We start from the raw sequence: 548 nt of genomic DNA, 5'->3' as shown, positions 1-548 counted from the left end.
GTACCGGGGCGTGGGCGGCGAGGTCGGCGCCGTCTCGGGCGACACCGGCACTTCCCACGTCCCAACCACCAGCGACCTGCTCTGCCTTCCTGGCATCGAGGGTGGCGCCACGAGCGGCGGCGCCGACAGCTACATGGGCCTGCCCCTGACGGGCGCGACGTTCGCGCTGGCCAGCGGCGTCCGAACCATCACCCTCGCCGGCGTGGACTTCCGCGACGCGATCGGTACGCAAGGTTTCCTCCTCTCCAACACCTGACCTTCAAGGGAGTACCGAAATGTCCTTCAACGCCACCTTTGCCAACGACCTGGCGAAGCTCATCTTTCAGGCCATTGCGATCGCCGGCCTCGCCGACAACGCGGCATCGAGCCCGCTGACCACGCTCTATCTCGGCCTGCACACCGCAGACCCTGGCGCCGGTGGAACGCAGATCACCAACGAGATTGCCTACACCGGCTATGCGCGTATGGCCATCGTGCGCACGGCCGCGGGATGGACGGTCGTGGGCAACATCGTGAGCCCGGCCGCGAACGTCGACTTCGGCGAAATG

General features: G+C 67.2%; 2 protein-coding genes. Both read left to right on the top strand.

Features of this window, described 5'->3' with window-relative positions; all coding sequences use genetic code 11:
- Window positions 1-256: hypothetical protein (locus AC1DTN_RS38925; RefSeq protein WP_477925574.1), on the top strand; the 256-nt coding region annotated here is incomplete at its 5' end.
- Window positions 257-275: 19 nt separating this feature from the next.
- On the top strand, window positions 276-548 hold a 273-nt coding region (locus AC1DTN_RS38920), incomplete at its 3' end, for a phage tail fiber protein (RefSeq protein WP_477925573.1).

The organism is Rhizobium sp. 01T444 (assembly GCF_056398305.1).
Note: the sequence above shows the minus strand (reverse complement) of the source record. Positions and strands in the feature narration are given on the sequence as shown.